Genomic DNA, 24284 nt, shown 5'->3' with positions numbered 1-24284 from the left:
TGGAAATAAAAAGCCTTATGTTTGCTACTGTTAAATTTACTGGGATCCGCCATCATAACAGAAACTTATGTACCCATTAAGCATAACCAAAATTTTGAAAAATCAACCTTAAATCCGTTTGGTTTAATTTAATTCGATATGTAATTCCATTTTTCCTGCCCATCTGCAAAAATGTCTAAGGCTTTTCATAAGGTTTAATAAAAAGGTTTCCCTACCCCTATTATAATATGTAATCGATAAAATGTATAAAACAAGGCACGATGGAATCGTGCCTTGCCGAAATTAATTATTTTTTGTTTTCAACAAGAAAGTCAACTGCTTTTTTAAGCTGAAGATCTGCTTTAATTCCTTCAACTCCGCCAAGTGCTGCTTTGATATTGTCAACTGTCATGTTGTACATGCCAGCCATTTTTTCAAGTTCAGCATTAACGTCTTCATCAGTTGCTTCAAGATTTTCTGCCTTCGCAATTGCTTCAAGCGTTAAGTTTACACGTACACGCTTTTCAGCTTCTTCTTTCATTTGCTCGCGCAAAGCATTTTCATCTTGACCTGAGAATTGGAAGTAAAGCTCAAGGTTCATACCTTGCATTTGCAAGCGTTGTTCGAACTCTTGAAGCATACGGTTTACTTCGTTATCAACCATAACAGCTGGAATTTCTACTTCAGCATTTTCAGCCGCTTTTTCCACTACAGTATCACGTAGGTGATGCTCTGCTTCATGCTTTTTGCTGTCTTCTAAACGAGTTTTGATTTTTTCTTTTAATGCATCCAATGTTTCAACTTCATCGTCTACATCTTTTGCAAACTCATCATCCAGTGTTGGAAGTTCTTTTCCTTTAATTTCGTGAACAGTTACTTTAAAGACTGCTGGTTTACCAGCAAGCTCTGCAGCGTGGTATTCTTCTGGGAAAGAAACTTCTACGTCTTTAGATTCGCCGGCTGCAACTCCAACTAATTGCTCTTCAAAGCCAGGGATGAAAGAGCCTGAACCTAACTCAAGTGAGTGATTTTCAGCTTTTCCGCCTTCAAATGCTTCTCCGTCAACGAAACCTTCAAAGTCGATGATCACTGTATCACCGTTTTCAGCAGTACCTTCTTCTTTTACAACAAGCTCTGCTTGACGATTTTGAAGTGTTTCTAATTCTTTTTGTACGTCTTCATCTGTAACATTTGTGTCTTGTTCTTCTACTTCTAGGCCTTTATAATCGCCTAATTTCACTTCAGGCTTTACTGTAACAGTAGCTTTGAAGATTAGCTCTTTGCCTTTTTCCATTTGCTCAATATCGATATCAGGACGATCAACTGGCTCGATGCCTGTTTCATCGATTGCATTTCCATATGCTTCTGGAAGAATGATATCTAAAGCATCTTGGTATAATGATTCAACACCAAAGCGCTTTTCAAACATGCCACGAGGCATTTTCCCTTTACGGAATCCTGGAACATTTACTTGTTTCACAACTTTTTGGAATGCTGCGTCTAATCCTTTGCTTACCTCGTCGGCACTTACTTCAACTGTAAGTACACCGCGGTTTCCTTCTAATTTTTCCCACTTAGCTGTCATACCGTTTTTTCCCTCCAACATCTATTCTCATTTCATTCGTAACGAATTGTATGAATATGTCTTGTTCTATCAAGTCATTATCCACTTTTTGTTGTAAAATATCGAATTTCTACAGAATGCGACCCCTACATTATATCATAGGATTGATTTCTTTCAACACACTGCCTAAAAATTGGGGTAAGAAATTTCTTCTATTTCTCGTATTTTAACGATTGCTAGATTGATTTCTTCGCTGGAAACCCCGTATTCTTCCGCTCTATCAATTATTTCTAAATCGTTTCCCATATATTCCTCTGCTAGAACATGAAAGGCTGCTGCCCATGCTTTAGCATTCTTCGGCTCTAGCTCGAAAGGATAGCTGATAAAAAAGATTCGTTCTACCATACCTATTATATCAGCCAATAAAACCGGGTTACTATTTTCTAAATAATCTTCTAAATGTTCTATGATTTTTTCCATCCTGGGCTGGGCATGAACTTCAGGCAATTTTGTCGGGATAATCTTTATGACCTGATGAAACTTTTGAACCTCAATTTCCTTGTCATATTCCTGCTCTTTTAGAAGAGTTAGCAGGGTTGTTTTAAAAAAGGACTGTCCTGTTTCTGCGATTAAATAGGCATTAATTTCCTCTATATAAGGCCTGATGTTCCTCTCAGCCAGTTTAGATAGGAGCAGCATTTGTTCGGTTGTATTTTGTAAGGAAAAAAGGTTCAGGCTTTTGTTCGTTGGACCGGTTTCATACGAATTGTCATTTTCCACATCTGCTTGATCCTGTTCCGCCATCCTTCTGCTAAATTGCAGGATGGTGATAAAATGATCCTGTTTTTCTGGTGGGATTTCTTTTTCATCCAATAAGACTTCAATCGTTGAAACGATTTCTTGATATTCGTGCAGCTGGATCAGAATGGTCAAATATAAATCGACCATCTGATAATAATCACCGATTCCTTTTAGTAAAAGTTCGTTTGCAAGTTTTTTTGCTTTTCGGTAAGCACCTGCTTCAAAATAGGCTAAGACTAATCCCATTAGCACATCGCCATTTTCTGGGTCAAGTTCCTTCGCCCCTTCTAAAAGTTCGATGGCTTCTTCATATTTTTTTAATTGCAGGCTTTCTAAGCCCTTTTCCGTTAATCGCTGTTCAAGCCCGGGAAAGAAAATTACATTCTCTTTTCTTTTAACTCGTTCCCGTTTTTTCATAAAATTCCGCCCTTTTGGTTGATGAAAATTAGTGTAGCACGAATTAAGTAAAAAACAAAAAAACTCACCTTTTTCTGGGTGAGTAAAGTTCATTTGGTATGTAGATGGCGTCCCAGGAGAGATTCGAACTCCCGACCGTACGCTTAGAAGGCGTATGCTCTATCCGGCTGAGCTACTGGGACATAGTCATTTATCAAAGACAAGATTTATTATATAGTCCTAAAAAATAAAAGTCAATAATAAATTTGTTGTTTTTAAAAAACAAGAAATGGGAAGATAAACTCCCCATTATCTTTTCGGCAAGGTAAATTCATAACCTAAATCGACTACTTCACGCCCGTTCAATTCAAAAACGGTCATCTTTATTTTTTCATCTGCTAGGTCTAGCATAACGTACGTTTTTTCAAAGCGCTCTCGGGGCAGACGGAGGCTTCCGGGGTTCAAAAACAGCGTTCCACCGATGACTTCCGCCCCTAATATATGGGAATGCCCGAAACAAACAATATCGGCGTTTTCCTCTTGTGCCTTATACTTTAAATTCATCAAAGATGACTTAACCGAATACTTATGCCCGTGAGTAACGAAAATTTTCCGGCCATTTACCTCTTCAATTACTTCTAAAGGATAACCGCCAAAATCACAATTCCCTAATACGGTGACAAACCCTGAAATCGCTTGGTCATCCGGCATTAATTGCGAATCCCCGCAATGAATCATTAAATCAACATCTTTCATATGTCTGTCCCGCACGATTTCAAGCTCTTTTGTCATTCCGTGACTATCGCTGACAATCAAAATTTTGCTCATGATTGATTTGCTCTTTCTAAAATTGAATCCAGCACCGTATCAAGCTTCTTTATGGCGTTTGCGCGGTGGCTGATTTTATTTTTTTCCTCTGAAGGAAGCTCAGCCATTGCAAGTTTCAAATTTGGAACATAAAAAATCGGGTCGTATCCAAAGCCGTGCGTCCCTTTTCTTTCTGTTAAAATCCGGCCCTCACAAGTTCCCGAAACCGTCATCGTTTCTTGATTCGGCACAGCCACCGCCAGTGCACAATAAAATCTTGCCGTCCGCTCTTCCTCAGGGACATCCTTTAACTCAGAAAGAACTTTATCAATATTGTCCTGATCATTTTTATGTTCTCCAGCATATCGGGCTGAATAGATACCAGGTCTACCTTCTAATACATCCACAATCAAACCGGAGTCGTCTCCAATGACCATTTTATTCAATGCCTTTGAGATCGCTTCTGCCTTAAGGATTGCATTTGCCTCAAAAGTAGTTCCTGTTTCCTCTACATCAGGGATCTCAGGAAAATCTAATAGTGTTTTGACTTCGATTCCCCTTTTAGCAAAAATACTTTCAAATTCTCTCGCTTTTCCGGGGTTTTTAGTAGCAATAATAACTTCTCTCATTTATTCTTTCTTCTTTCTTCAATTTTTTCGGTTATGTCTGCACCAAGAGCAATTTTTTGATGCTCAAAAAGCTCACTCAATCCGGCTTGTGCCGCATGAAGTAATTCTTGAAGCTGGTTATAGGAAAAGGTAGCTTCCTCACCTGTTCCCTGCAGTTCAACAAATTCGCCGCTTCCGGTCATGACTACATTCATATCAACCATAGCACTGGAGTCCTCCGGATAATTTAAATCGAGGATGGTTGTGTTCTCTTCTATAATTCCGACACTGGTCGCCGCCAGGAAATCAGTAATGGGGAATTTTATCGCTCTTTTTTCGGCCAATTCATTTAAAGCAAGCGTCATCGCGACAAATGCTCCTGTAATAGCAGCTGTACGGGTTCCACCGTCAGCCTGAATGACATCACAATCAATCCAAACTGTTTTTTCTCCCAAAGCCTTTAAATCTACAATAGCCCTTAAGGCACGGCCAATCAGCCGCTGAATTTCCATTGTGCGCCCGGACACTTTCCCTTTAGAAGATTCTCGGATATTCCTTGATGCCGTCGCTCTTGGGAGCATCGAATATTCCGCTGTAATCCAGCCCTTGCCTTCTCCCCTCATAAAGTGCGGCACCCGGTCTTCAATTGTAGCCGTACAAATTACTTTTGTGTCCCCAACAGAAATGAGCACCGAGCCTTCCGGATGCATTAAATAGTTTGTTTCAATATGTATGGGTCTTAACTGCAATGGTTCACGTCCATCAACACGCACTAATCTTCCTCCTTTATAATCAAGCTCGCCTTGTTGGTATAAGCCGGCCATCTGGCAAATAGAAAAGCATAAGCGTCTTTTTTAAGGACGCTTTAGAGCCAGACAAATAAAGAAGAGGCGGCGGGAAGCCAACCTCTTTCATGGTCATTATATAGTATAACAAAAAACTTTTTTTAAAAACTACCTGTATTTACTTTTTCCGGACGAGTTACAGGCTCAGATATTTTTTTACCCTGTTCATTTTTGAGCCCTGCTTTCCCTTTCACTTCGATTGCCACTTTTTCAATTCCCGGCTGTTCTGTTAATGATAATACAAGAGTGTTTAACACGGCCTGCGAAATCTCCTTTTCTTCGAAGCTTCCATAAATATTCTCATTAAAGTTCAATGTTACCTGTCCATTTTCCACTTTTGGCGCTTCAAGAAGTTTCGCATCAGACATAAACTCTGAAAGAAGGTTTGACTTCTGACTTGGCCCTTCAATTAATTCATTTACAGCTGCAATAATATTATCGGTTACCTTATTGCTAACCCGGCGTGTTACCGGTACATAGTAGTACGAGCCTTCTTTTTCACCGCCAATATAGTATACGGTTACCGGTTTTGTATTGGTTATGTCCACAACATCCGTTGTATCAATATTGATTCCGATGGATCTCGTTAAGTGATCACTGATTGGTGTACCGTTTACCGGCATTTCGGTTAATGGATGCCCGGTCATGGATAACTGTACGGACTTAACGGAGTCAAATTGGGTTAATGTCCAAGTAATGGATTGAAGAATTTTCAACTCATCTTCAGGCTGATAGTTTTTAAATTCCTTTGAAAAATCAACATGTGCTACGCCATCCTTAATGTTAACGGACAATGAGGTTTCTGCCGGGATGACTGCTCTAAATCCGTTTGGCAGCATATCTTCAACTGGTCCGTTATCTACTAAGTATTCGAGAGCTTGTGTTGCGGTAGAGGTTTTTTTCGGCAGTGCTATTGTCTGCGGCACTACATAGCCATTTTTATCGATGAGGTATAGTTCTGTTTTGATGGTGTTTTTAGCATCTTCTGTTTTAGCCATCGTATCTTTGCTTTCCTTTTTGCCTGTGTCTACGGAAACGGATTTTGGCGGGTCGATTTTCTTTTCCGTTTCAGTATTAAATAAGCCACATCCGGATAAAAGAACGCTCGATGCAAACATAGCCGAAACAAGGATGACTGCTTTATTTTTATTTTTAGACATAAAATTCCCTCCCAAGACAGTTTGTACTACCATGTATACGAGCCATCCGGGAATTTAGACCGTCTTGAAAAAAAAATTTGGACATTCTCTAAAAAAACTTTGTTTTGGGGTAGTTGTGTGGAATCTCCTTTTACTATGAAAGGTCTATTTTTCTTATTTAGGGCAAAGGATAGGGGTTCCTTTTACCTCTTGAGTACTTTTTTCCTCCTAAAAGGGTAATGCAACGACTTTCCTTTTACCTCTTATGCGATTCTTTCCTCCCAAAGGGTAATGCAACGACTTTCCTTTTACCTCTTATGCGATTCTTTCCTCCCAAAGGGTAATGAAACGACTTTCCTTTTACCTCTTATGCGATTCTTTCTTCCCAAAGGGTAATGCAGCGTCTCTCCTTTTACCCCTTATACGATTCTTTCCTCCTAAGGGGTAATGCAGCGCCTTTCCTTTTACCTCTTATGCGATTCTTTCCTCCCAAAGGGTAATGCAGCGCCTTTCCTTTTTACCTCTTATGCGATTCTTTCCTCCTAAGGGGTAATGCAGCGCTTTTCCTTTTACCAAAAAGCTTTTTTTCCTCACTAAAGCACAGGACCCCTCACCCGATTCTTCAAAAGTACCAAAAAGAGCTCCTAGAAACTAGGAGCTCCAACTTATAATTTAATTTTTTGTACATTGTCCACCGGCATGTCTAGCCATTCGGAGGCGATTTTGGAAAAGATGCCTCTTGATCCGGTTGTAATAAACTCGTGCTCCGGCTCGTCCTCAGATTCTTCGAGCTGGCCGTTGAATTGGAGGATGGCGCTGATTTCTCTCGCAGTTTCATCACCGGAACTAATCACGTTTACCTCCGGGCCCATTACTTTTTTAACAAGCGGTCCAAGCAGCGGATAATGCGTGCACCCTAAAATTAATGTATCTAAATTTAAATTTAACACCGGCTGCAAGGATTGCGTAACAATTTTTTCCGCAATCGCCCCGTCATATTCACCGCTTTCCACAAGCGGAACAAATTTAGGACAGGCATGGGCTTTTACAAACAGCCTGCTGTTTAACGATTTTAATGCCTTTTCATAAGCACCACTTTCTACGGTAACCTGGGTGCCTATAATGCCAACCCGATAGTTTTTCGTTCGCTTAATCGCGGCCCGTGCTCCTGGATATATGACACCAATCACTGGAATTTTTAATTCCCTACGAATTTCATCCAGAGCAACAGCTGTTGCCGTATTGCAAGCGATGACCAGCATTTTAATCTGCTTTTCTAATAAAAAGGTTGTTAATTCCCAAGTGAATTTTCTAACTTCCTTTGTTGGTCTTGGTCCATAAGGACAACGTGCCGTATCTCCCAAATAAATGATTTTTTCATTTGGCAGCTGCCGCATCATTTCCTTTGCAACCGTTAAACCCCCAACACCGGAATCAATTACACCTATTGGTTGTTTCAAGCTTCTCGCCTCATTCTTAACGCATTTCCTGATGCAGTTTACTTAAATTGTTTTGGACCAGAAGAATCTCGTCTGTGGTAAAGTTTTTTAAGATTTCCTCTAAATAAACTTGACGTTTCTTGATTACCTCATTGATAATTCGTTCGCCTTCCTCGAGCAAATGAATTCTCACTACTCGACGATCATTCGGATCTTTAACCCGAACAAGGAGTTGATTCTTCTCCATGCGATCGACTAAATCTGTAGTGGTACTACAGGCAAGAAACATTTTATTAGATAATTCTCCAATTGTCATATCTCCATCTTCAAAAAGCCACTGCAGGGCAACAAACTGGGGAGGAGTAATTTTATAATTACTTAACATTTCTCTTCCTTTTTGTTTAATAATCCCGGATATGTACCGTAAATCTTTTTCAATATTCGCCACTATTTCCCCGTTCACTTTTTGTGAATTTTCGAGTTTCATGTATTATACACTCCTATAATATGCTTTCCCCTCAACTTAAAGCGCCGCTAAACGAATTGTTATCTCTAAAATATCGTTAAGCTTGTATATATTTTCTACTTTTTTCACTTAAATTTCAAGCAGGAACATGAACCGTTCGTTTTTTCACATAAAAAACAGTACGGCGTTTCACACCTACATCTACTTTGATTATATCTTTATTAAAAAATATGAACCGGCCTCCCAAAAGGATGCCGGTCATGATTAAAGTTCTAGCTCTCCCATTCGAAGGAGCTCTACAACGGCTTGTGAACGCCCCTTGACACCAAGCTTTTGCATGGCATTGGAAATATGATTCCTAACCGTTTTTTCGCTTATAAATAATTCACCAGCGATTTCCTTCGTTGTTTTGTCTTGTACTAACAGTTCGAATACTTCTCTTTCGCGTTTGGTGAGTAATGGCTTGTGAGTATAATCATTCTCCTTCAAGTATTGTGACCCTCCTTGCCTTCGCCAGTTATGAACCGTGGGGTGGGTATATATTTAGTCACCATATCTTATGTGAACTCTACAAATGTAGTGACTATAAATACTATCTGAAAAATGATTTTGTTTCGTTATATTTTAACATCGATATGCTGTACTAGCAGATTTCGCATTTCCTCTGTCCAAGGGACGCCTTTCCCTGCCTTTTTTGAGATTTGAACAAGCGTTCCTCTTCCTACAAATCCAACAGAACCGTCTTCTTTTTTGCCCATATAATGAAGATCAACAGACGAATTTCCAACTGTAGCGGCTTTTACATATATCTTTAAATTTTCACCGAAAAAAATTTGCTGTAAAAAATCACATTGGAGATCCGCAACAACCGGAAATGTCTTACTTTCAGGCTTTACCCATTCATCCATAAAACCAATGGATTTCAAAAATTCAGTCCGAGCCTCCTCAAAATAAACGAATGGAACTGTATTATTTAAATGCCCAAACATATCCGTTTCGGAAAACCTAACCCTAATTGGGAGAAAATATTTAAATTCGTCCTGCCACTTATGAAAATCATCTATATAATTTGCTTTCACCATATTATTTGTCACGCTCCTTTTCATAAAAAAATGAATTGTCATTCAGTACTCTTTAATCCTATTATAATTTAAAAGTTTGCTGTGTTAAAGGACATTGCCGATTTTTATCCCTGTTGATTGGAGCGAAGCGACGAGGAGGCTCCCCGGCACGCCCGCGGAAAGCGAAGTGCCTGGAGCGGAAATTCACTAGATATGTTTAACACAGCCTAAAAGTTAAAAAATAAAAAGTTCCGATAATGATCCGGAACTTTTTACGATTTAGGCTTGGCATAAATGATATATCGTTTTGGAGCATTTCCTACATAACTGAAAGGATAACACGTGGTCAAAATCAATTCCTCATGTTTATTTTGCAAAGTAATAATGCTAGTGTCATCTGCTTTAACAATTTTCATATGGGTGATTTCATATTTAAAATTACCCTTTGAATCGTTTACCTTTAAGGTATCGCCTTTTTTTAATTCTCCCAGATGGCGAAAAACGGTATCTCGATGTCCTGATAAAACAATCTGCCCGTGATTACCAGGCAGATAGGAACCTTTATAATGACCAACCCCTTTTGCCAGATCATCGGGGTCTGTTCCTTCAACAATCGGTAATTCCGCACTGATTTTAGGGATAGAAAGCAAGCCAATGGTATCGCCAATATTCGGAGCTTTATTTTTTTTGCTAACTTTAAGTTTATTTTTCCCATTAGATTTTTGATTTGAATCAATTGGCTGCTGTTCTGAGACGATTTCTTTTGCCTCTTTAAGTGATGCCTTTGTTTGCATTTTTACATCAATAAACTGCCAAACTCCAATCCCTATTAAAATAAGACCGACTAAAATAAACAGTAGTGGAATCTTTGACTTCACCTTTACCGTACCATCCTTTTTCAAATTTCCTTCATTATAACAAATGGAGGATGATAAAAACTCGTATTTGGAACGAAACATAAAAAAACCTTCCTTTCCGTTAAGAAAAGAAGGCTTTTAATTTGATTAATCGTTGTCGCTTCCAAAGAAGTTTCTGAATGATTGCATGGTAGCGTCACGGTTAACAGCTGCGATTGAAGTAGTGATCGGAATCCCTTTCGGACAAGATTGCACGCAGTTTTGTGAATTACCACAGCCTTGCATTCCGCCATCTTCCATAAATGCATTTAAACGCTCAGATTTATTCATCGCACCAGTTGGGTGAGCATTGAACAAACGAACTTGGTTAAAGGCAGCAGGACCCATAAAGTTTGTTTTGCTATTCACATTTGGACACGCCTCTAAACATACACCACATGTCATACATTTTGAAAGTTCATATGCCCATTGACGTTTTTTCTCAGGCATACGTGGTCCAGGACCTAAATCGTACGTACCATCGATTGGAATCCAAGCCTTTACTTTCTTTAAGGAATCAAACATTCTGCTTCGGTCAATTTGAAGGTCACGCACAATCGGGAAAGTACTCATTGGTGCCAAACGGATTGGCTGCTCTAATTTATCAACAAGCGCCGAACAAGCTTGGCGCGGTTTACCATTGATAACCATTGAACACGCACCGCATACTTCTTCAAGACAGTTCATTTCCCAAGTAATTGGGGATGTATCCTGCCCTTTTGCAGTGACAGGATTTCTGCGAATTTCCATTAACGCCGAAATAACGTTCATATTCGGACGGTATGGAAGTTCAAACTCCTCCTCAAAAGGAGCAGAGTCTGGAGTATCCTGACGGGTTATTATAAATTTTACTGTTTTTGTTTCAGCCATTTTTTCCTACTCCCCTTTCAATTAATGCTTTTTAGTATAGTCACGTTCACGTGGAGCAAGCAGCGAGATATCAACATCTTCATAATGGAATGCCGGAGCTGAAGAAGCGTCAACAAAATTCGCCATTGTCGTTTTTAAGAATTCCTCATCATTACGTTTAGGGAAATCCGGCTTGTAGTGAGCACCACGGCTCTCATTACGGTTATAAGCCCCAAGTGTAATAACACGAGCCAATTGAAGCATGTTCTGTAATTGACGTGTAAACGCAGCCCCTTGGTTGCTCCATTTAGCTGTATCATTGATGTTGATTTTCTTGTATCGCTCTAAAAGTTCTTGAATTTTTTCATCTGTTTTTAACAATCGATCATTGTAACGAACAACTGTAACGTTATCAGTCATCCATTCGCCAAGCTCTTTGTGAAGAACATAGGCATTTTCATTTCCGTCCATTGACATAATCGCATTCCATTTTTGCTCTTCCTCTTTAACTTTACGATCAAATACAGAAGAAGAAATAGCATCAGAACTCTTTTCAAGTCCCCCAATATAGCGAACAGCGTTAGGACCGGCAACAGAACCACCGTAAATAGCAGATAGTAATGAATTCGCTCCTAAACGGTTAGCACCGTGCTGTGAATAATCACACTCACCTGCTGCAAATAAGCCAGGAATGTTTGTCATTTGGTCATAGTCAACCCACATACCGCCCATTGAATAGTGAACGGCAGGGAAAATTTTCATTGGAACTTTGTGCGGATCGTCTCCGACAAATTTTTCATAAATCTCAATAATTCCGCCTAATTTCACATCTAATTCATGTGGATCCTTGTGTGATAAATCAAGGAAGACCATGTTTTCCCCATTAACTCCTAGTTTCATATCCACACAGACATTGAAAATTTCACGTGTTGCAATATCACGTGGTACAAGGTTTCCATATGCAGGATATCTTTCTTCAAGGAAATACCAAGGTTTACCGTCTTTATAAGTCCAAATACGACCGCCTTCTCCACGAGCTGATTCACTCATGAGACGAAGTTTATCATCACCAGGAATTGCAGTTGGGTGAATTTGAATCATTTCACCATTTGCATAGGAAACACCTTGTTGATATAAAATTGACGCAGCAGAACCAGTGTTAATAACAGAGTTTGTTGATTTACCAAAGATAATCCCAGGGCCGCCAGTTGCCATAATTACGGCATCAGCCACGAAAGATTTAATCTCCATTGTTTTTAAATTTTGAGCAGCAATTCCGCGGCAAACGCCTTCGTCATCCAATACCGCACCAAGGAATTCCCATCCTTCGTACTTTGTAACCAAGCCCTCTACCTCATGGCGGCGAACTTGTTCATCCAACGCATAAAGTAGCTGCTGACCAGTAGTTGCACCGGCAAATGCTGTACGGTGATGCTGTGTTCCACCGAAGCGGCGGAAATCAAGTAATCCTTCAGGGGTACGGTTAAACATAACTCCCATTCGGTCAAATAAGTGAATAATACCAGGCGCAGCTTCACACATTGCCTTAACCGGAGGCTGATTTGCTAAAAAGTCTCCGCCATAAACTGTATCGTCAAAGTGAATCCAAGGAGAGTCGCCTTCCCCTTTAGTATTTACTGCTCCATTAATACCGCCTTGGGCACAAACAGAGTGAGAACGTTTCACCGGAACTAGAGAAAATAACTCTACCGGTGTACCCGATTCTGCCACCTTAACGGTTGCCATCAAGCCAGCTAAACCACCACCGACTACGATCACCTTACCTTTACTCATCGTGACTCACTCCCTAATCCTAAATCCAATATTTTTCCGTTCATTAATTTGTTGATCACACAAATGCTAGAAGCGCTTGAATTCCAATAATGGAAAGCAACACGAACACGATCAAAGTCACATATGTAGAAATGACTTGAGAACGTGGTGAAATTGTAATTCCCCAGCTTACCATAAATGACCATAAACCATTTGAGAAGTGGAAAATGACAGAAAGAACTCCCACTAAATAAAAAGCAAACATGAATGGTGAAGATAAAATATCAGCCATCATTTGGAAATTAAGCTCAGCTCCAAATGCCTTGGCGATCCGTGTTTCCCATACATGCCATGCAATAAAGATCAGGGCAATCACCCCTGTTATACGCTGCAGAATGTACATCCAGTTTCTGAAGTACCCCATTCTGCCAACATTGCTTTTTGATGTAAAGGCAATATATAGGCCATAGATTGCATGAAATAATAATGGCAAATAAATTAATACCCATTCTAGAACGATAAGGAATGGAAGATCCTCCATAAAATTTATTGCTTTTTGAAAGGATTCTGCTCCGCCCGTAGCGGCATGGTTGACTACTAGATGCACGATAAGGAACAAACCAATTGGAATGACCCCTAGCAGCGAGTGTACTCTTCGTGAAATAAACTCTCGATTTCCCGCCATAATTTACCCCCCTTAAATAATAAGAATGATGTTAAGTTTCCTTCCTTTTTATAATCCATTTAAAAAGAAATTTCAACCTAGCATCACTATGACAAAATTGTGACATGTCCATTTTACTCCTGTCGACAAAGAGCGTCAAGAAACCGTATACAGAATTATTTTTTAAAAATACAATTTTTTTTACGATTTTGATAGTAAAAGAGAATGCTAAGCGCTTACATTTTTGAGGTTTATTTTGGAAGCGTTTCCATTATAACTACATTTTATTTATCATTATGTAAAGGATAGAAATTAAAGTAAAAAGGTAATATAGTTATGATGGTAAACAAAAAAAGTATAGTGACATAACAATCCTTGCAATTGGATTCTTTAACCGTTTTCTAATCTAAAATTCAGTAATGAAATTTAACCAATATTGTATATAATAGAATGGTAGAAAGAGGGGATACTATTGAACGATAGTACGGCAGTTAATTTAAACACGCAATCAGATGAGACGAGAACCGTGTCGATTTTTGGATATGAGCTAATCCGAGAAATTCTTTTACCCGAAATTTTAGGAAAAGACACTCCTGAAATATTATATTGGGCAGGAAAACGATTAGCGAGAATGTACCCTTTAAATCATTATGATGAACTGATTGAGTTTTTCGAGAGGGCTTCATGGGGACATTTAACGATTAAAAGTGAGAATAAGGATGAAATGGAGTTTGAACTCATTAGTCCACTAATTGTTTCCCGAGTGAAATCAAAAGCTGAATATTACTTCCAGCTCGAGGCCGGTTTCCTTGCCCAGCAAATCGAACTTCAGAAAAAGGTCATCGCTGAAACCTTCGAACATCCTGTAAAAAAATCCAACAAAGTCCTCTTCACCGTAAAATGGGACAAAAAAGATACCCTAGACTAAAAAGTGACAGGCACTATGTGAAGAATTCACATAGTGCCTGTCACCGTTTGTGGACAAATTACTTGTTTTGTCCGCCTCAGACGGACATTGTTATTCTGTTACGGCGGATAGTTCGAAGGCGTTGTGAAGTGCTTGGACGGCTTTTAGCATATTTTCTTCTTCGACAACTGCTGACACCTTAATTTCTGAGGTGCTGACCATTTTTACTTGAATTTGATTGGAAGCCAATACTTCAAACATTCTGGCAGCAACCCCCGGATTGGAAATCATTCCTGAACCGACGATAGATACCTTGGATAATTGGTTCTCTGCATCAATTTGCTCGTAGCCTAGCAATTCTTTATGATCCTCAAGAACTTTTAAAGTTTCCATTAAATCTTCTGTTTTGATGGAGAAAGAAAGATTTGCAGCTCCTGCCTCTGTTGTACTTTGAATAATAATATCAACATTGATATGATGCTGTGCAAGTGTTGTAAAGATGGTAGACAGGCTTGTTAATGAATTCGCCAGACCTAATACCGTTACTTTCGTAATTTGATCCTCAAATGCGACACCGCGGACTACTAGATTTTGTTCCATTGTTGCTTCCTCCTCAATGATTGTTCCTTCAATTTTCTCCATACTTGAACGAACTTCAAGCCGTACCTGATAATTCTTCGCAAACTCGACAGCCCTTGGGTGGAGTACACCGGCACCTAAATTGGCAAGTTCAAGCATTTCATCATAAGAAATAGACTTCAACTGACGTGCTCCTTTAATATACCTGGGATCAGTCGTATATACCCCGGTTACATCTGTGTAAATATCACATCGATCCGCTTTTAGTGCAGCTGCCAATGCGACTGCCGTAGTATCAGAGCCGCCACGCCCTAGTGTGGTAATCTCGCCGCTTTCGGTAATGCCTTGGAAACCGGCAACGATGATAACCTTTCGATGTGACAATTGGCTTTCAATTGCCTCCGTTCTAACATCGGTAATTCGGGCATTTCCGTGAACAGGTTCCGTAACAATTCCGGCCTGCCAGCCTGTAAAGGAAACAGCCTCAAGTCCTTTTTGATTTAATGCCATCGATAATAAGGCAATCGAGACCTGCTCCCCCGTTGTAAGCAGCATATCCATCTCCCGTTTACTTGGCTGTGGAGAAATTTCTTTAGCTAATTTTACAAGCTGGTCTGTTGATTTTCCCATCGCGGAAACAACCACCACCACTTGGTTTCCTAATATCGTTTCATCTTTCACTCGTTCCGCCACATTCATGATTCTTTCAACGCTGCCAACGGACGTTCCCCCAAATTTCTGTACAATTAAACCCATTTTTTCCCCTTCTTCCTGTAAGGCTATGTAGTTCTGAAAAACAAAAAAAGCAATGAGAAGAGTATCTCATTGCTTTGGGAACACAAAAAAAGTATTCTTGCGTTTACAATGTAAGATAGCTCTCCAAGACCTACTATTAGTCTTGACAATCCAGTATTTATTCAACACAGGACCAGCAAAGAAAGAAATGAGACTCTCTTCACTTCGGCGAACATCCCCTTTCATGATTCTTCCTTGAAGCTCATCCTTCTCAGAACCACTACTCTTGAAGCTCGCACCTCTACCTACACTTTACGTTGATAAAGTGTTATTAAATTTTCACTCATTATAGCATAGGACTATTCTTCTGACAACGGTCAACTTTGAAGTTTTTTCATTAATTCTTCAGCAACATTTACCGGCAGGCCAGCTTCAATAAGTTCCTCAAGATTAGCTTCTTTCATTTTTTTCACGGAACCAAAATGCTTTAATAACATTTTTTTCCGCTTCTCTCCAATACCGGGGATATCATCGAGCAGCGATTGAAAAGCTGTTTTGCCACGGATCTGGCGATGAAAGGTAATCGCGAATCGGTGAACCTCATCTTGAATTCTTTGCAGCAAATAAAACTCCTGACTGTTCCTTGCAAGCGGGACTATTTCAAGTGGATTCCCGTACAACAATTGAGATGTACGGTGTTTTTCATCCTTCACTAGGCCGGAGATTGGAATATCGAGACCAAGTTCATTTTCTAATACATCTCTAACCGCCTCGACATGTCCCTTCCCGCCGTCAATGATGATTAAATCCGGAAGTGGAAGCTCTTCCTTTAAAGCCCTTGCATATCTTCGTCTTGTAACCTCGCGCATTGACTCATAATCATCAGGTCCCTGAACGGATTTAATTTTATATTTACGGTATTCCCGTTTGTTTGCCTTTCCATCGGTAAATACGACCATTGCCGACACCGGGTCCGTCCCTTGAATATTTGAATTATCGAAGGCTTCAATCCGATGCGGCGTATAAATTCCAAGAAGATTTCCAAGGGTCTCTACAGCCTTAATCGTTCTCTCTTCATCTTTCTCAATCAATGAAAATTTCTCATTCAAGGCAATCTTAGCATTTTTAATCGCCATTTTGACGAGATCCTTTTTCTGCCCGCGCTGCGGTTTTAACACCTTTACTTCAAGAAGTTGTTCAGCCATTTCCAGATCAATTTCATCCTGAATTAAAATTTCCTTTGGCTTAAAATGATTGGTCTTCTGATAAAATTGACCCAGGTAAGTGAGGATTTCCTCCTCTGGTTCATTGTAAATCGGGAACATGGATACATCCCGCTCAATGAGTTTCCCTTGCCTGACAAAGAAGACTTGGACACACATCCAGCCCTTATCAACAGCATAGCCGAACACATCACGATCCGTAAAATCAGTCATCGTGATTTTTTGTTTTTCCATAATCGTTTCAATATGGATAATTTTATCGCGGAATTCTTTTGCACGCTCAAAATCCAATTCTTCCGCCGCTGCGGTCATTTTTTCAGTAAGATCTTTTTTGATTTCCTTATATCCGCCATTTAAAAAGCGCGTAATTTCATCGGTCATTTGCTTGTATTGTTCTTCCGCCACTTCATTCACACATGGTGCGAGGCATTGACCTAAATGATAATAAAGGCAGACGCGGTCTGGGAGTGTTGAGCATTTCCGTAATGGATAGAGGCGGTCAAGCAATTTTTTTGTTTCATTTGCTGCTCCAACATTCGGATAGGGACCAAAATATTTGCCTTTATCCTTTTTAACTTTTCTTGTAATGATTAGCTTTGGATGTCTTTCTGCTGTTAGTTTTATAAACGGATAGCTTTTGTCATCCTTTAGCATGATATTGTATTTAGGGTCATACTTTTTAATTAAATTCAATTCAAGAAGCAGTGCCTCAATATTGGAGGAAGTTACAATGTATTCGAAGTCCTCAATTTCATTTACCAGTCTCAGTGTTTTGCCATCGTGTGAGCCGGTAAAATAGGAGCGGACACGATTTTTTAAGACTTTTGCTTTTCCTACATAGATGATTGTTCCTTGGCGGTCTTTCATTAAGTAGCAGCCAGGCTGATCAGGCAGTAATGTTAATTTTTGTTTTATTGTTTCGTTCATTCCGGCCACCCCACCCCATTCTTTATATCTATATAAAAGTTTAAATTAAATTACGGTCAATGAAAAGCTGTGTTTTATAGGAAAAATAAAAACCTTAGCCGGAAAGTTCCAGCTAAGGTTTTTGGGGCTATTTTTAAACGTGTTTTTGTAACACGCTTGCTAATGCGTCTTTTGGTTGGAAGCCGACAACTTTATCGACAACTTCGCCATTTTTGAAAACAAGCAAAGTTGGAATGCTCATAACGCCGTATTTAGCTGCAGTTTCTTGGTTTTCGTCAACATCAAGTTTAACGATTTTTACTTTTTCGCCCATTTCTGAATCAAGTTCATCAAGAACAGGAGCGATCATTTTACAAGGTCCGCACCATGGTGCCCAGAAATCTGCAAGAACAAGGCCTGAGCCTGTTTCAGCCGAAAAATTTTGATCAGTTACATGTGAAATAGCCATTTATATTGACCTCCTATAAAATACTGAAATACTACCGAAAGTATACCATCGTTTGGTAAATCAAGCTAATAATATGTTTCGTAGATAATTTTCCCATTAAATCCATAAGTATTCTATAAAAAATCGTAATAAGAGCGAGCGGATCTTTCCGCTCGCTTCAATTTTCAAGCGTAAGCGCCTTCGCCTTCGCTCTTCTTATTATGAGTGAACTTTAAGCTTTTTAAACTCTTCAGTTAACATTGGTACGACTTCAAATAGGTCGCCAACGATACCATAGTCAGCTACTTTAAAGATGTTTGCTTCCGGATCTTTGTTGATAGCAACAATTACTTTAGAGTTAGACATTCCCGCAAGGTGTTGAATCGCTCCGGAAATACCGCAGGCAATATATAAATCAGGAGTTACAACCTTACCAGTCTGCCCGATTTGCAGGGAATAATCACAGTAGTCAGCATCACATGCACCACGGGAAGCTCCAACTGCCCCGCCAAGAACTTGCGCTAATTCCTTTAACGGTTCAAAGCCCTCGGCACTTTTCACACCGCGTCCGCCGGAAATAACTACCTTCGCCTCACTTAGGTCAACTCCTTCGCTTGCTTTGCGAACCACTTCTTTGATAATCGCACGAAGGTCTTTAATATCAACGGAAAGGCTGGAAACCTCACCTGTTCTGCTGTCGTCTTTTTCTAATGGAGCAATATTGTTTGGACGAACAGATGCAAAAATTAAACCATCTGTTACGATTTTCTTTTCAAATGCCTTACCTGAATAGATAGGTCTTGTAAAGACAATGTTACCACCTGCAGCTTCTACTGCAGTAGCATCAGAAACCAGACCGGATCCAAGCTTTCCAGCAATCCTTGGAGATAAATCTTTTCCAAGTGCAGTATGGCCTAATACAAGACCTTCCGGCTTTTCTTGCTCAATTGCAGCTAAAAGAGCTTGAGAATAACCATCTGATGTATATTGCTTTAATTTCTCATCTTCGACAACAACGACACGGTCTGCACCGTATTTAATGAGTTCTAAACCTAAAGCGCTTACAGCTTCGCCGACCAAAACTCCAACCACTTCTCCGCCCTCTGCCACTGTTTTCGCAGCAGCAACTGCTTCGAATGAAACATTACGTAATGATCCGTCACGGACTTCTCCTAATACCAATACTTTTCTAGACATTCCCTTTACCTCCTGCAACAATTTTGGCTAATCGTTCAACCCTGTCTTTTTCCTTGCCCAACTTACTAAGCCAATTGACAAGTCTCTTATTTTAAACCGATTAAACTACTTTTGCTTCCGTATGAAGAAGTTGAACAAGTTCTTTTACTTGGTCAGCAAGCTCTCCACTTAATACTTTTCCAGCTTCTTTTTTAGGCGGTAAATAAATTTCAATTGTTTTCGTTTTAGCTTCAACGTCATCTTCTTCAAGGTCAAGGTCATCTAATTCAAGTTCTTCAAGTGGTTTCTTTTTCGCTTTCATGATTCCCGGCAATGAAGGGTAACGAGGTTCGTTTAAACCTTGCTGTGCTGTAACAAGCAATGGAAGGCTCGTTTCAATCACCTCAGAATCTCCTTCAACATCACGGGTAACGGTTACATTGCTTCCGTCAATTTCAAGCTTCGTGATGGTGGTAACATATGGAATATTTAATAGCTCTGCAACACGTGGACCTACTTGTCCAGAACCGCCGTCAATTGCCACATTACCGCCAAGGATTAAATCCGCATCTTTGTCCTTTAAGTATTCAGCAAGAATCTTTGCTGTCGTAAACTGGTCACCATTCTCAATATCATCTTCAATGTTAATTAAAGCCGCTTTGTCTGCACCCATCGCCAATGCAGTACGTAATTGCTTTTCTGCTTCCTCATTGCCAACAGAAATAACGGTTACTTCGCCGCCATTTGCATCGCGTACTTGAATGGCTTCTTCAATCGCATATTCATCATAAGGATTGATGATAAATTCTGCACCGTCCTCATTGATTTTTCCGCCGGAAATCGAAATCTTTTCTTCAGTATCAAAGGTTCTTTTCATTAACACATAAATGTTCATGGTTTCCCTCCTAAATTTCGAGCATTCGCTCAGTTTGAAAGATTAAGAAAACTTTTTCGAAAAAAAATTTTATAAAGACTTCGATGCGCGTTCAACCACGCTAGCGAAGTTTATTCACCTTTAAAATGTGGTTCCCTTTTTTCAATAAAGGCTTGGATTCCTTCTTGGCCGTCATTTGACATAAATACTTCACCAAATAACTCGGCTTCCTTTTTTACACCTTCATAGAACTCTTCTGTTTTTGCATAATTTAATAATAGTATAGCTGACTTTAAAGAGCCATGGCTTTTCTTGGAAATCTTCTTAGCCAATTTATAAGCGTTTTCTAATACTTCCCCTTCCGGATAAGCATGGTTGGCAAGCCCATATTGAACAGCCTGTACACCGGTAATTGGTTCAGAAGTGAAAAGCATTTCTGCAGCACGGGCTACTCCGACATATTTTGGCAGTCGCTGTGTTCCTGCAAAACCTGGAATTAATCCAAGCTGAAGCTCCGGTAGGCCAAGCTTCGCCGTTTCACTGACAAGTCTGATATGGCACGCCATTGCCAGCTCCAAGCCTCCACCAAGTGCAGCCCCGTGAATTGCAGCAATAATCGGCTTTGGAAACTTCTCCATACGATCGAATACATCCTGCCCATATTTACCAAGCTGCGAAAAACCTTCTGAAGAAGAAATGGTCGTGAATTCCTTAATATCAGCACCAGCTGAGAAAAAGCGGCCCTCTCCATGAAGTACAATCACTTTTACATCAAGATTCGATTCAATTTCATCCAACACAGCCGAAATTTCCTTGAGTAAACCTGATGAAAGGGCATTCGCCGGAGGACGTTCAATCGTGATAGTTGCGATTTGGTCTTCTTTAGACCATTTTAAAAATTCCAATTTTCTCCCCCCATTTGATTAGCATTCTCGGCTCCCAAATCCATTAATTAAAAGATGATGGACCGAGGGTGCAAGTGCGTATAAATCAAACTTTTCCTCATTCATTACCCACGATGTCACGGTTTCATCAATTGTGCCAAAAATCATCTGCCTTGCAAGACGCACATCCAGGTCAATTGAAAATTCCCCTGTTTCCTTGCCTTCCAACACGATTCTCTCTATCAGCTTTAAGTATCCTTTCAGAACGTCGTTTATTTTTAAGCGCAATTCTTTATTGGATTGGCGTAATTCGAGCTGAGTAACAATTGCTAAGTGATGGTCATCAGAGAGCATTTGAAAATGAGCTTTTATCATTATTAATAATTTCTCTGCCGCTGAGTGTTTTCCTGCTATCATTTCTTCAATTTTTTCAACAAAGTTCCCCATTTTTTCTTCAAAGAGTGAGATTAGGATGTCTTCTTTGTTTTTAAAATAAAGATAAATGGTCCCATCAGCCACTCCTGCCTGCTTGGCAATTTTCGAAACCTGGGCTTGGTGGTAACCATTCTCTGCTATGGCAATCACTGCTGCATCAATAATCTGCATATATTTTGGTTTGTTTTTTTTCATCGTTGTCATATCCCCCCTTTGAAGAAAAAGTTCATTCATTTTTTATCCCGGATAGAAAATGAATGAACCATCATTCATAATTTAATAATAGATTTTATTCAAACATCTGTCAAGAAATACTATACCAATTTTTCCGAAAACTTTAAACATCAAAAGAAGACAAGCTGATATTGTCAAAAAATAAAAGACCTGAATTTCACGGCCTTTTCATGTTATGCATGCTTAGGTCGTTCCTCATCTAGTTTTTTCTTTTCTTCCTCAACCAATGTTCTTCTTAAAATTTTTCCGACAGCTGTTTTTGGGAGCTCCTTTCTAAATTCATAAATTCTTGGTACCTTATAGGCAGCTAGATATTTTCTAGTAAATTGATTCAATTCATCCTCTGTGACAGTTGAACCATCTTTTAGTACAACATAAGCCTTAACCGTTTCCCCGCGATAAGGATCAGGAATTCCTGCGGCTACAGCCTCTTGTACATCCGGATGTTCATATAAAACTTCCTCTATCTCTCTAGGATAAATATTGAATCCGCCTGCGATAATCATGTCCTTTTTACGGTCGACCACATAAAAATATCCTTGGTCATCCATATAGCCAAGATCTCCCGTTAACAGCCAACCATCTCGTAAGGTTTGTTCTGTATCCTCAGGCCGGTTCCAATAACCTTTCATTACTTGTGGTCCTTTTACGGCAATTTCACCGATTTCTCCCACAGGAAGTCTTTCACCTTCCATTGAAAAAATCGCGGCGTCCGTATCCGGATACGGAACCCCAATACTTCCTTTTACTTTTGGTCGGTCCCAAAGGAAATTTGAATGGGTAACAGGTGAAGACTCTGTTAAACCATATCCTTCTACCAATTTTCCTCCGGTTACGTCTTCAAACTTCTGCTGAACTTCAACCGGCAATGGAGCAGACCCGCTAATACAGGCCTTAATGGAAGAAAGATCGTATTTTTTCAAATCAGGATGATTCAATAAACCTATATAAATGGTTGGTGCACCTGGAAAAAGGGTCGGGCGCATTTTATCAATTGTTTTTAATGTGGTAACGACATCAAATTTGGGCAATAAAATCATTTTTTGTGCCTGCATTACGGATAAAATCAAAACAGCAGTCATGCCATACACATGAAAAAAGGGCAGGATTCCAAGGACCGATTCTTCACCCGGTTTACATTTATAAAGCCATGCCTGACACATTGAAGTATTTGAGACTAAATTCTTATGCGTTAGCATGACCCCTTTTGGGAAACCCGTTGTTCCTCCTGTATATTGGAGTAAGGCTAAATCTTCCTCAAAATTGAAGTCAAACGCCTTTAATTCCTTCGGCTGACCCTTTATAATCTCTTTTAAAAGATGGGTACTTCCTTCATGTTTTACATTGACGACAATTCCATATTGTTTTTTCTGGATATAGGGATAAACTAAATTCTTTGGAAATGGCAGATAATCTTTGATGGCGGTTACAAAAATATGCTTGAGATCGGTTCGCGATTGTACACTGGATACACGCGGATAGAGGATATCGAGGGTAATGATGGCGACTGCTCCTGAATCCTTCATCTGATACTCAAGTTCCCTTTCCGTATACAAAGGATTGGTCTGAACGACAATACCGCCCGCCATAAGAATGGCGTAGTAGGCTACAACTGACTGAGGTGTATTCGGAAGCATAATTGCGACCCTGTCACCTTTTGAAATCCCGAGGTCCTGAAGATACCCGGCAAACACAAGTGACTCTTCATAAAGCTTTTTATAAGTCATTTCCTTCCCCATAAAATGAATCGCAATCTTGTCTGGATAATTTTTGGCAGCATTGATTAAATATTGCTGAACAGGCTCTGAAGAATACTCCAATGTGGCGGGAATTTCCTCAGGGTAGTGTTTCAACCATGGTTTGAGGTCGGACATTGAACTCCTCCTTTTTTAAAAATTATTAAAAAATTCAAACTACTTATATTATAATATAGATAGATAAGTTAGACAATGAAAAGAGAATCTGTACTCAACGGATATATAAGCTAAATCAAATAAAAAATCATCGCTGAATATTTTCAGCGATGATTCTAGTTTTACTAAAAAAATATCATATAAATTAATCCGATCAGCAAGAACAGCCCGCACAATCCCATCAGTACCTTTGCTAATGTCTCCACTTTAGTTCTCCCCTTACGATATCCCTGCACCAATTACAAAAGATAAACCGATTGAAATGACCATCGAAATAAAACCAACTGCCCGATTATCGCTTTGAATCTCTTCATCAATCTTAAATTTCGGCGTTAAAAATTCATAGATAAAATAACCGGCTAAAAGAAGCACAAACCCAAAAACTCCTGAGCCAATCATCATGAGCAGCGATTCATTCTGCTCAATTGAATAGCGGAAAATATTGGCGATTCCAAATATTTTCCCCCCTGTCGCCATTGCTACCGACATATTTCCTTTTTTAATTTCTTCCCAATTTCGATATTTCGTTACCACTTCAAAAATCGCTAAAAAGACAATCATACATAAAATAACAACACTATAATTGGCTGCAATTTGAATATAGTCGTTCTCCCAAAACTGGTTCATTACGATTCTCCCCGAACATGATTTAAATTCAACCAATGTTGAATTCTATTTTAAAT

At 39.5% G+C, this 24284-nt stretch carries 24 protein-coding genes, 1 tRNA gene and 1 riboswitch; of the genes, 1 reads left to right on the top strand and 24 read right to left on the bottom strand.

The genetic code is table 11. The features are described from left to right. Positions 1-286 precede the first annotated feature (286 nt). The 15 genes from tig to ACFQZ9_RS17155 all read right to left on the bottom strand — a co-directional run bounded on the left by tig (position 287) and on the right by ACFQZ9_RS17155 (position 13308). Positions 287-1564 carry a trigger factor gene (tig, locus tag ACFQZ9_RS17225; protein ID WP_198309352.1) on the bottom strand — a complete coding sequence of 426 codons (1278 nt, stop codon included), beginning with the start codon at positions 1562-1564 and terminating at the stop codon, positions 287-289. Positions 1565-1729: 165 nt separating this feature from the next. Then, positions 1730-2761 carry a tetratricopeptide repeat protein gene (locus ACFQZ9_RS17220; protein WP_498944723.1) on the bottom strand — a complete coding sequence of 344 codons (1032 nt, stop codon included), beginning with the start codon at positions 2759-2761 and terminating at the stop codon, positions 1730-1732. Positions 2762-2866: 105 nt separating this feature from the next. Continuing rightward, positions 2867-2943 (bottom strand) — tRNA-Arg (locus ACFQZ9_RS17215). A gap of 106 nt (positions 2944-3049) precedes the next feature. Continuing rightward, complete coding sequence (locus tag ACFQZ9_RS17210; RefSeq protein ID WP_498944722.1) at positions 3050-3568, bottom strand: metallophosphoesterase family protein; 519 nt, start codon at positions 3566-3568, stop codon at positions 3050-3052. Further along, positions 3565-4176: an XTP/dITP diphosphatase gene (locus tag ACFQZ9_RS17205; RefSeq protein ID WP_498944721.1), complete on the bottom strand. Its 612-nt coding sequence runs from the start codon at positions 4174-4176 to the stop codon at positions 3565-3567. The genes ACFQZ9_RS17210 and ACFQZ9_RS17205 overlap by 4 nt, the downstream gene beginning before the upstream one ends. After that, a complete protein-coding gene (gene rph / locus ACFQZ9_RS17200) occupies positions 4173-4928 on the bottom strand; it encodes a ribonuclease PH (protein WP_498944720.1) in 756 nt (251 codons plus the stop codon). Before rph ends, ACFQZ9_RS17205 begins: the two co-directional genes overlap by 4 nt. A gap of 173 nt (positions 4929-5101) precedes the next feature. Then, positions 5102-6160, bottom strand: coding sequence for a GerMN domain-containing protein (locus ACFQZ9_RS17195; protein WP_498944718.1), 1059 nt, complete (start codon positions 6158-6160; stop codon positions 5102-5104). Positions 6161-6804: 644 nt separating this feature from the next. Beyond that, on the bottom strand, positions 6805-7599 hold the full coding sequence (gene racE / locus ACFQZ9_RS17190; RefSeq protein WP_498944717.1) for a glutamate racemase: 795 nt from the start codon (positions 7597-7599) through the stop codon (positions 6805-6807). Between the two features lie 16 nt (positions 7600-7615). Then, complete coding sequence (locus tag ACFQZ9_RS17185; RefSeq protein ID WP_026572265.1) at positions 7616-8065, bottom strand: MarR family winged helix-turn-helix transcriptional regulator; 450 nt, start codon at positions 8063-8065, stop codon at positions 7616-7618. 243 nt (positions 8066-8308) lie between these two features. Beyond that, positions 8309-8533, bottom strand: a complete 225-nt coding sequence (gene gerE / locus ACFQZ9_RS17180; RefSeq protein ID WP_026572264.1) for a spore germination transcription factor GerE — start codon at positions 8531-8533, stop codon at positions 8309-8311. A gap of 128 nt (positions 8534-8661) precedes the next feature. Then, entirely contained in the window at positions 8662-9126 is a 465-nt protein-coding gene (locus tag ACFQZ9_RS17175; RefSeq protein WP_498944716.1) for an acyl-CoA thioesterase, read from the bottom strand. A gap of 251 nt (positions 9127-9377) precedes the next feature. Next, positions 9378-9983: a class D sortase gene (gene srtD / locus ACFQZ9_RS17170; protein ID WP_498945181.1), complete on the bottom strand. Its 606-nt coding sequence runs from the start codon at positions 9981-9983 to the stop codon at positions 9378-9380. Positions 9984-10109: 126 nt separating this feature from the next. Beyond that, on the bottom strand, positions 10110-10871 hold the full coding sequence (sdhB, locus tag ACFQZ9_RS17165) for a succinate dehydrogenase iron-sulfur subunit (protein WP_026572261.1): 762 nt from the start codon (positions 10869-10871) through the stop codon (positions 10110-10112). A 21-nt stretch (positions 10872-10892) separates the two neighbouring features. After that, positions 10893-12644 (bottom strand): succinate dehydrogenase flavoprotein subunit, encoded by a 1752-nt coding sequence (gene sdhA / locus ACFQZ9_RS17160; protein WP_327835543.1) that lies wholly within the window; start codon positions 12642-12644, stop codon positions 10893-10895. Between the two features lie 55 nt (positions 12645-12699). Then, on the bottom strand, positions 12700-13308 hold the full coding sequence (locus tag ACFQZ9_RS17155) for a succinate dehydrogenase cytochrome b558 subunit (RefSeq protein WP_498944715.1): 609 nt from the start codon (positions 13306-13308) through the stop codon (positions 12700-12702). A gap of 451 nt (positions 13309-13759) precedes the next feature. Between ACFQZ9_RS17155 and ACFQZ9_RS17150 the strand changes: the two genes are divergently transcribed. Further along, positions 13760-14215 carry a YslB family protein gene (locus tag ACFQZ9_RS17150; RefSeq protein ID WP_198309365.1) on the top strand — a complete coding sequence of 152 codons (456 nt, stop codon included), beginning with the start codon at positions 13760-13762 and terminating at the stop codon, positions 14213-14215. A gap of 90 nt (positions 14216-14305) precedes the next feature. On the opposite strand, the gene ACFQZ9_RS17145 is transcribed toward ACFQZ9_RS17150, so the two are convergent. The 9 genes from ACFQZ9_RS17145 to ACFQZ9_RS17105 all read right to left on the bottom strand — a co-directional run bounded on the left by ACFQZ9_RS17145 (position 14306) and on the right by ACFQZ9_RS17105 (position 24228). Then, positions 14306-15529, bottom strand: a complete 1224-nt coding sequence (locus tag ACFQZ9_RS17145; RefSeq protein ID WP_498944714.1) for an aspartate kinase — start codon at positions 15527-15529, stop codon at positions 14306-14308. A 108-nt stretch (positions 15530-15637) separates the two neighbouring features. Further along, positions 15638-15820, bottom strand: a riboswitch (Lysine riboswitch). Between the two features lie 65 nt (positions 15821-15885). Further along, entirely contained in the window at positions 15886-17658 is a 1773-nt protein-coding gene (gene uvrC, locus ACFQZ9_RS17140; RefSeq protein WP_498944713.1) for an excinuclease ABC subunit UvrC, read from the bottom strand. Positions 17659-17791: 133 nt separating this feature from the next. After that, positions 17792-18106 (bottom strand): thioredoxin, encoded by a 315-nt coding sequence (gene trxA / locus ACFQZ9_RS17135; RefSeq protein WP_198309368.1) that lies wholly within the window; start codon positions 18104-18106, stop codon positions 17792-17794. Positions 18107-18304: 198 nt separating this feature from the next. Further along, a complete protein-coding gene (locus tag ACFQZ9_RS17130) occupies positions 18305-19282 on the bottom strand; it encodes an electron transfer flavoprotein subunit alpha/FixB family protein (RefSeq protein WP_327835549.1) in 978 nt (325 codons plus the stop codon). 100 nt (positions 19283-19382) lie between these two features. Beyond that, positions 19383-20156 carry an electron transfer flavoprotein subunit beta/FixA family protein gene (locus ACFQZ9_RS17125; RefSeq protein WP_198309370.1) on the bottom strand — a complete coding sequence of 258 codons (774 nt, stop codon included), beginning with the start codon at positions 20154-20156 and terminating at the stop codon, positions 19383-19385. 110 nt (positions 20157-20266) lie between these two features. Beyond that, positions 20267-21040 (bottom strand): enoyl-CoA hydratase, encoded by a 774-nt coding sequence (locus tag ACFQZ9_RS17120; RefSeq protein WP_498944712.1) that lies wholly within the window; start codon positions 21038-21040, stop codon positions 20267-20269. 18 nt (positions 21041-21058) lie between these two features. Continuing rightward, on the bottom strand, positions 21059-21649 hold the full coding sequence (fadR, locus tag ACFQZ9_RS17115) for a fatty acid metabolism transcriptional regulator FadR (protein WP_026572251.1): 591 nt from the start codon (positions 21647-21649) through the stop codon (positions 21059-21061). A gap of 212 nt (positions 21650-21861) precedes the next feature. Then, positions 21862-23562 (bottom strand): AMP-binding protein, encoded by a 1701-nt coding sequence (locus tag ACFQZ9_RS17110; protein ID WP_498944711.1) that lies wholly within the window; start codon positions 23560-23562, stop codon positions 21862-21864. Between the two features lie 258 nt (positions 23563-23820). Next, entirely contained in the window at positions 23821-24228 is a 408-nt protein-coding gene (locus ACFQZ9_RS17105) for a DUF350 domain-containing protein (protein ID WP_498944710.1), read from the bottom strand. Between the last annotated feature and the right edge of the window lie 56 nt (positions 24229-24284).

Source organism: Neobacillus sp. GCM10027624, from assembly GCF_042675345.1.
GTDB classification, from domain to species: Bacteria; Bacillota; Bacilli; order Bacillales; family Cytobacillaceae; genus Neobacillus; species Neobacillus cucumis_D.
Note: the sequence above shows the minus strand (reverse complement) of the source record. Positions and strands in the feature narration are given on the sequence as shown.